Annotated in this window: 8 protein-coding genes and 1 pseudogene; all 9 read left to right on the plus strand. The window is 74.7% G+C overall.

Annotated features, from left to right (window positions below; genetic code table 11):
* Nucleotides 1-6 precede the first annotated feature (6 nt).
* Nucleotides 7-399 carry a flagellar basal body rod protein FlgC gene (locus ACODR5_RS10745; protein WP_460816690.1) on the plus strand — a complete coding sequence of 131 codons (393 nt, stop codon included), beginning with the start codon at nucleotides 7-9 and terminating at the stop codon, nucleotides 397-399.
* The gene (fliE, locus tag ACODR5_RS10750; RefSeq protein WP_460816692.1) at nucleotides 399-701 is read left to right on the plus strand and encodes a flagellar hook-basal body complex protein FliE; all 303 of its coding nucleotides are present in this window, start codon (nucleotides 399-401) and stop codon (nucleotides 699-701) included. The genes ACODR5_RS10745 and fliE overlap by 1 nt, the downstream gene beginning before the upstream one ends.
* Entirely contained in the window at nucleotides 701-2,338 is a 1,638-nt protein-coding gene (gene fliF / locus ACODR5_RS10755) for a flagellar basal-body MS-ring/collar protein FliF (RefSeq protein WP_460816694.1), read from the plus strand. Before fliE ends, fliF begins: the two co-directional genes overlap by 1 nt.
* On the plus strand, nucleotides 2,335-3,339 hold the full coding sequence (gene fliG / locus ACODR5_RS10760; RefSeq protein WP_449853951.1) for a flagellar motor switch protein FliG: 1,005 nt from the start codon (nucleotides 2,335-2,337) through the stop codon (nucleotides 3,337-3,339). The genes fliF and fliG overlap by 4 nt, the downstream gene beginning before the upstream one ends.
* Entirely contained in the window at nucleotides 3,329-3,967 is a 639-nt protein-coding gene (locus ACODR5_RS10765) for a FliH/SctL family protein (protein ID WP_460816696.1), read from the plus strand. The genes fliG and ACODR5_RS10765 overlap by 11 nt, the downstream gene beginning before the upstream one ends.
* On the plus strand, nucleotides 3,964-5,256 hold the full coding sequence (locus ACODR5_RS10770) for a FliI/YscN family ATPase (protein WP_460816698.1): 1,293 nt from the start codon (nucleotides 3,964-3,966) through the stop codon (nucleotides 5,254-5,256). The genes ACODR5_RS10765 and ACODR5_RS10770 overlap by 4 nt, the downstream gene beginning before the upstream one ends.
* Nucleotides 5,253-5,687 (plus strand): hypothetical protein, encoded by a 435-nt coding sequence (locus ACODR5_RS10775; RefSeq protein WP_488983634.1) that lies wholly within the window; start codon nucleotides 5,253-5,255, stop codon nucleotides 5,685-5,687. Before ACODR5_RS10770 ends, ACODR5_RS10775 begins: the two co-directional genes overlap by 4 nt.
* On the plus strand, nucleotides 5,684-6,358 hold the full coding sequence (locus tag ACODR5_RS10780) for a C40 family peptidase (protein WP_460816702.1): 675 nt from the start codon (nucleotides 5,684-5,686) through the stop codon (nucleotides 6,356-6,358). The genes ACODR5_RS10775 and ACODR5_RS10780 overlap by 4 nt, the downstream gene beginning before the upstream one ends.
* A pseudogene (locus ACODR5_RS10785) lies at nucleotides 6,355-6,542 on the plus strand (hypothetical protein); the annotation flags it as partial. The gene ACODR5_RS10780 and the pseudogene ACODR5_RS10785, both read left to right, overlap by 4 nt.

Below are 6,542 nucleotides of genomic sequence, written 5' to 3' on the forward strand. Positions count from 1 at the left end.
GAACGCGTGACCTTCGACGCGATCGGCATCGCCGGCACCGGCCTGACGGTGCACCGCAAGTGGCTCGACGCCCTCAGCGACAACATCGCCAACGTCAACAACGCCCGCGCCACCGACGAGGCGGCGTTCCAGGAGCGCTACGTGACGGTCCAGAACTCGGCGGACAGCCCCGGCGTGTACGTCGCGGGCATCGCGTACGGGGACGAGGAGGGCCGCGTGGTGTACGAGCCCGACCACCCGCTCGCCGACGACGACGGCTACGTGCGCTACCCCGACATCGACCTCGGCGCCCAGATGAGCCAGCTCATCCTGGCCCAGCGCGGCTACCAGGCGAGCGCCGCCGTGGTGGACCGCGCGAAGACGACCTACGAGGCCGCCCTGCAGATCGGACGCTCCTGATGCCCCCCATCGACGCCATCGACTCCCTCTCGGGCGCGGCCGATGCGCTGCTCCCCCGCCCCACGGCCCCCGCCACCGACGGCACCGCGTTCGCGGACTCCGTCACGGGCGCGGTCGACGAGCTGGCGAAGCTGCAGGCCACCTCGAACGAGCTCGCCGTGGCCGCCGTGACCGGTGACCTCGACGACATCCACTCGGCGATGATCGCCTCCACGCGCGCCTCGGTCACGCTCGAGCTCGTCGCGGCCGTGCGCAACAAGGGCGTCGACGCCTTCAACGAGATCATGAGGATGCAAGCCTGATGCCCCAGGCGGTGAGCGGCTTCTTCGGGCGGATCGGGCGCGCGATCTCGGGCTTCACGCTCGCGCAGCGCACGATCGCCATCATCGGCGTGGCCGTGCTCGCGCTCGGCGTGATCGCCCTGACGAGCTGGCTGACGCGGCCCCAGTACGCGCCGCTGTTCACGGGGCTCACCGCCACCGACGCGAGCGCCGTGGTCGAGCAGCTGCAGACCGCGAACGTTCCGTACGAGCTCGCCGACGGCGGCGCGACGGTGCTCGTGCCGCAGCAGGACGTGTACGACCAGCGCCTCGCCGCCGCCGCGGCGGGCCTGCCGGGCGACGGCACGAACGGCTACACCCTGCTCGACGACATGGGCGTGACCACGAGCGAGTTCCAGCAGTCGGTCACGTACAAGCGCGCGATCGAGGGCGAGCTGGCCCGCACGATCTCGTCCATGGAGGGCGTAGGCGCGGCCTCGGTGCAGTTGGCGATCCCCGAGGAGAGCGTATTCGTCTCCGAGACGGTCGATCCCACCGCCTCGGTCTTCGTCGAGACGAAGTCCGGATCGACGCTCAGCCGCGAACAGGTGAACGCGATCGTGCACCTCACCTCCGCCGCGATCAGCGGCATGGCGCCCGAGAACGTCGCCGTGATCGACCAGGCGGGCGAGACGCTCTCGGCCGTGGGCACCGGCCCGGCCGGCGGTCTCGACGACCAGGCCTCGGCCTACGAGGCCAAGGTGGCCGCGAGCATCCAGGAGATGCTCGATCGCGTCGTCGGCGCCGGCAACGCCACCGTCACGGTCGCCGCCGACGTGTCCAACGCCACGAGCGAGCGGGTGGACGAGACGTTCACGAACCCGGAGGACGTGCCGCCCGCGACGGAGGAGACGCGCACCGAGACGTACACGGGCACGGGAGGCGGCGCCGGCGTGCTCGGCCCCGACAACATCGCCGTGCCCGACGGCCAGGGCGCCGGATCGTACGAGTCGAGCGAGACGATCGTCGACAACAGCGTGAACAAGAGCACCGAGCGCGTCTCGACGCCCGCCGGGGCCATCGAGCGCCAGACGGTCTCGGTCGCGGTGAACGAGGAGGCCGCCGCCGGCCTCGACGTGGGCCAGCTCGAGGAGCTCGTCGCCACCGCCGCCGGCCTCGACGCCGCGCGCGGCGACCAGGTGACCGTGGCGACGATGCCCTTCAGCACGGCCGACGCCGATGCCGCGCAGGCCGCGCTGGAGCAGGCGCGCGAGGCCGAGCAGGCCGAGCGGATGGACGCGCTGCTGCGCACCGCCGCGATCGCCGTCGCCATCGCCCTGCCGCTGCTGATCGGCGTGATCATCCTCGCCGTGCGCCTGCGCCGCCGCCGCACCGCGGACGAGATGGAGCCGATGGCCGCCCTCGACGCCACCCCGACGCTCCTGCTCACGCCGCAGGACGCGGCGGAGCCGCCCACGGTCGCCTTCGAGACGCCCCAGATCGAGACGCCGCCCACCGTTCCGCTCGGCCTCGACATCGACCCGGAGCCCGAGGGGCCGGAGCCCGACCAGATCGCGCTCGAGCGCCACCGCATCGAGCTCGAGTCGATCGCGCGCCGCGACCCGCAGAAGACCGCCGAGGCGCTGCGCGCCATGATCGGCGAGGAGGTGAGCGTGTGAGCACGCTCACCGGCACGCAGAAGGCGGCCGTCGTCCTCATGAACCTCGATCGCTCCCGGGCGGTGGAGGTCATGAAGCACCTCACCGAGACCGAGGCCGAGGAGATCGCCGCCGAGATCATCCGGATGCGCCAGCCCGACGCCGCCACGACGGCGCGCGCGCTGCGCGAGTTCCACCGGCTCGCGAAGGGGCACCTGCCGCCGGGCCGCGGCGGCCGCGACGTCGCCGCCTCGCTGCTGGAGGCGTCGTTCGGCGCCGACCGCGCCGCGGGCGTGCTCACGCGCGTGAACTCGAGCATGGCCGGCACCTCGCTGGAGTTCCTCAACGCGGCCGACCCCGAGCAGCTCGCGACGCTGCTGGAGGGCGAGCTGCCCCAGACGATCGCGCTCATCCTGGCGCACCTGCGCACCAGCCACGCCGCCCACGTGCTCGCCGCCCTCCCCGATCCGCTGCGCACCGACGTCGCGCAGTCGATCGCGACGATGGGATCGGCGACGCAGGAGGCGATCGCGGTCGTGGCCGAGACGATGCGCTCGCGCACGGGCGTGTTCGCGATGCGCGAGGGGGCCGAGGCGGTGGGCGGCGTGCAGCCGCTCGTCGAGATCATCAACCGCTCCGACGCCACGATCGAGAAGGCGCTGCTCGAGAGCATCGACGCGCGCGACACGGCGCTGGCCGAGGAGATCCGCTCGCGCATGGTCACCTTCGCCGACATCGTCAAGCTCGAGGACCGCGACGCCCAGCGCGTGCTGCGCGGCGTCGACATCCGCACGCTGGCCCTCGCGCTGAAGGGCGTGAACCAGGCGATCGCCGACGTCATCCGCAAGAACGTCTCGGAGCGCAACCGCGAGGTGCTCGACGAGGAGATCCGGATCATGGGCCCGGTGCGCGTCTCGCAGGTCGAGGAGGCGAGGGCGGACATCGTCCGCACGATCCGCTCGCTCGCGGCGTCGGGCGACATCACGGTGCACCGCTCGGACGAGGACGAGTATGTCTACTGACGCCCCCTCGTTCACCTCGGCGGTGTTCCCCCGGATCGACCGGCGCGGCGCCGAGCTGGAGCGCGAGTTCGAGGCCGCCCGCATCCGCGGCTACGCCGCCGGTCACGCCACGGGCATGCGCGCCGCGAACGAGGCCGTCTCGCTCATCCGCGAGGAGCTCGCGCACGAGCGCCAGCAGGAGCGCATCGCGGCCGAGCGCCGCATCGGCCAGGCGCTCGTCGCGCTCGACGCCGCCGTGGCCGCGCTCGCCGCGCGGGAGCGCGAGCTCGTCGAGGCGGGCTGCCGCACGCTCGAGCGGCTCGCGGTGGATCTGGCCGAGGCCGTCGTCGGCCGCGAGCTGAGCACCGCGGACGACGCCGCGGCGCTCGCCGTGCGCCGCGCGCTGTCCGGCGCCGGCGCGGCCGAGGTGCGGGAGCTGCGTCTCAACCCCGTCGATCTCGAGACGCTGCGCGAGGCCGGTGCCGCGCCCGACGGGCTCGCCCTCACGGCCGACGCCTCGCTGGCGCGCGGCGACGCCGTCGCGGTGCTGCCCGAGGGCCTCGTCGACGCGCGGGTCGCGGCGGCCTTCGACCGCGCCCGCCGCGCCCTCGAGGCCGGCGACGCCGCCGAGACGGGTGGCGGGTCATGAGCTGGGACGCCGTGCTCGAGGCCGTGCGACCGGAGCGGATGGGCTCGGTCGCGCAGGTGCGCGGACTCGCCGTGGAGGTGCGCGGGCTCGACAGCGCCGTCGGCGACCTCGTCACGCTCGGCGACGGGATCGCGGCGGAGGTCGTCGCGACGGGCACCGACGGCGCGCGCTGCATGCCGCTCGCGCCCGTCACGGGGCTCACGGCGGGCGCCCCCGCTCGCGCGGGCGGCGGACCGCTGCGCGTGCCCGCCGGCGACGCGCTGCGCGGACGGGTGCTCGACGGGCTGGGCCGCCCGATCGACGGCAAGGGCCCGATCGACGCCCCGCGCGTCACGCTCGACAACGATCCGCCCTCGGCGATGGATCGCGCCCGCATCGACACGCCGCTCTCGCTCGGCGTGCGCGCGATCGACACGCTCACGACGGTGGGCCGCGGCCAGCGGCTGGGCCTGTTCGCCGGATCGGGCGTGGGCAAGTCGTCGCTGCTGTCGATGATCGCGCGCGGCACCGAGGCCGAGGTCGCCGTCATCGCCCTCGTCGGCGAGCGCGGCCGCGAGGTGCGCGAGTTCCTCGAGGACGACCTCGGGCCGGAGGGCCTCGCGCGCTCGGTCGTCGTCGTGGCGACCTCCGACCAGCCCGCGATGGCCCGCCTGCGCGCCGCGTTCACGGCGACGCGCATCGCCGAGTCGTTCCGCGACGAGGGCGCGCACGCCGTGCTCATGATGGACTCCCTCACCCGCGTGGCCATGGCCCAGCGCGAGATCGGGCTCTCGGCCGGCGAGCCGCCGGCGACGCGCGGCTACCCGCCGTCGACGTTCTCGGTGCTCGCCCGGCTCCTCGAGCGCGCCGGCACGGGCAGCCGCGGATCGGTGACCGGCCTGTACACGGTGCTCGTCGACGGCGACGACCACAACGAGCCGATCGCCGACGCCGCGCGCTCGATCCTCGACGGCCACATCGTCCTCGATCGCGCGCTCGCCGTCACGGGACATCATCCGGCCATCGACGCGCTCGGATCGATCTCGCGCGTCGCGTCGAAGATCACCACGGCCGACCAGCGCCGGCTGGCCACGCAGCTGCGCACCGTCATGGCCGCGCGCCGCGGCGCCAAGGACCTCATCGACATCGGCGCCTACCAGCCGGGAGCCGATCCGCGCGTCGACGCCGCCGTGGCGCACGACCGCGACATCACCGCCTTCCTCACCCAGGCACTCGACGAGTCGTGCCCCGCCCCCGAGGCGTGGCGACGGCTCGAGGTGCTCGTGTCGTCTTTCGGAGACCTGTCATGAGCGAGCGCTTCTCCCTCTCCGGACTGCTGCGGCTGCGCGGCGTGCAGGAGCGCGCCGCCGCCGAGCGCCTGTCGCGCGCGTCGATCGCCGCGCGCCAGGCCGAGGCGGGCGAGCGCCGCACGCGCGCCGCCCTCGCCGGCGCCGGCGACGCCGCGGTCGATGTGCGCTCCCTCGCCGCCATCGCCGCCTCGCGCGCCGCGGCCAGGGCGCAGCTGAGCGAGCTGAGCCGGCTGAGCGACGAGCGCCGCGACGCCGAGGAGGATGCGCGCCGCGCGCACGCCGAGGCCAAGCGCCGCGCGCGGGGACTCGAGAAGCTCGAGGCCGCGCACCTCGAGCGCGAGCGCAGCCGCGAGCTGCACGCCGAGCAGACCGCGCTCGACGAGATCGCCACGGGACGCTGGGCGTCCACACCCCGGGAAGGAGCCGCATGAGCATCTCCGCCATCACGGATCGGATCGCCGGCATCCAGTCCGCCATCCAGGAGCTGAGCACGCCCGCCGCGACGTCGACGGCCCGGGCCGCGACCACGGCGACGGCGGCGGCCGGCACCGGGGCCGCGGACTTCGGCACCGTGCTGAACACGCTCGCCGGCGCCCCGGCCGGCGGCGTCACGGGCGCCGACATCGTGGCGCAGGCCAAGAACTACCTCGGCGTGCCGTACGTGTTCGGCGGCGAGGACGAGACGGGCATGGACTGCTCGGGCCTCGTACAGCGCGTGCTCGCCGACCTCGGCATCGACGCGCCGCGCGTGGTGCAGGACCAGGCCGACATCGGCGTGGAGGTGCCCTCGCTCGACCAGGCGCAGCCGGGCGACCTCATCGTCACGAAGGGCGAGGGCCACATCGTGATCTACGCCGGCGACGGCAAGATCATCCACGCTCCCCGCCCCGGCAAGGACGTGCAGCTCGTCGACAACTACCTCTCCCCCGGCGAGATCTCCACGATCCGCCGCGTGGCCACCGCCGCCGCGCCCGCCGTCGCCGCGACCCCCGCCGCGACGGCCACGCAGGCCGAGCTGCTCACCGCGATGCAGAGCGTCTTCGCCACGCAGCAGACCGGCCTGTCATCGGCGCTCGGCCTGCTGACGGGGGCGAGCTCGTGAGCCTCGTCGGCCTCGTCGCCGCCCCCGCCCCCGCCGCGCCCTCGGCCGGCCGCGGCCAGGGCGCGCAGGGCACGGCCGGCGGCTTCGCGGCGGCCCTCGCCGCCGCCGGTGCCGATGCCGCGGAGGCGAGCGCGCAGGCACCGGCCACGCCCGTGCCGGGCGAGGCCGCGGCGGAGGACACCGC

This window comes from Microbacterium sp. FG3 (assembly GCF_057809335.1).

Excerpts from the sequence above, each read along its gene's own strand:
- ACODR5_RS10770 (WP_460816698.1), top strand. The coding sequence starts at position 3,964 with ATGAGCTGGGACGCCGTGCTCGAGGCCGTGCGACCGGAGCGGATGGGC.
- fliF (WP_460816694.1), top strand. The coding sequence starts at position 701 with ATGCCCCAGGCGGTGAGCGGCTTCTTCGGGCGGATCGGGCGCGCGATC.
- ACODR5_RS10775 (WP_488983634.1), top strand. The coding sequence starts at position 5,253 with ATGAGCGAGCGCTTCTCCCTCTCCGGACTGCTGCGGCTGCGCGGCGTG.
- fliE (WP_460816692.1), top strand. The coding sequence starts at position 399 with ATGCCCCCCATCGACGCCATCGACTCCCTCTCGGGCGCGGCCGATGCG.
- ACODR5_RS10780 (WP_460816702.1), top strand. The coding sequence starts at position 5,684 with ATGAGCATCTCCGCCATCACGGATCGGATCGCCGGCATCCAGTCCGCC.
- ACODR5_RS10765 (WP_460816696.1), top strand. The coding sequence starts at position 3,329 with ATGTCTACTGACGCCCCCTCGTTCACCTCGGCGGTGTTCCCCCGGATC.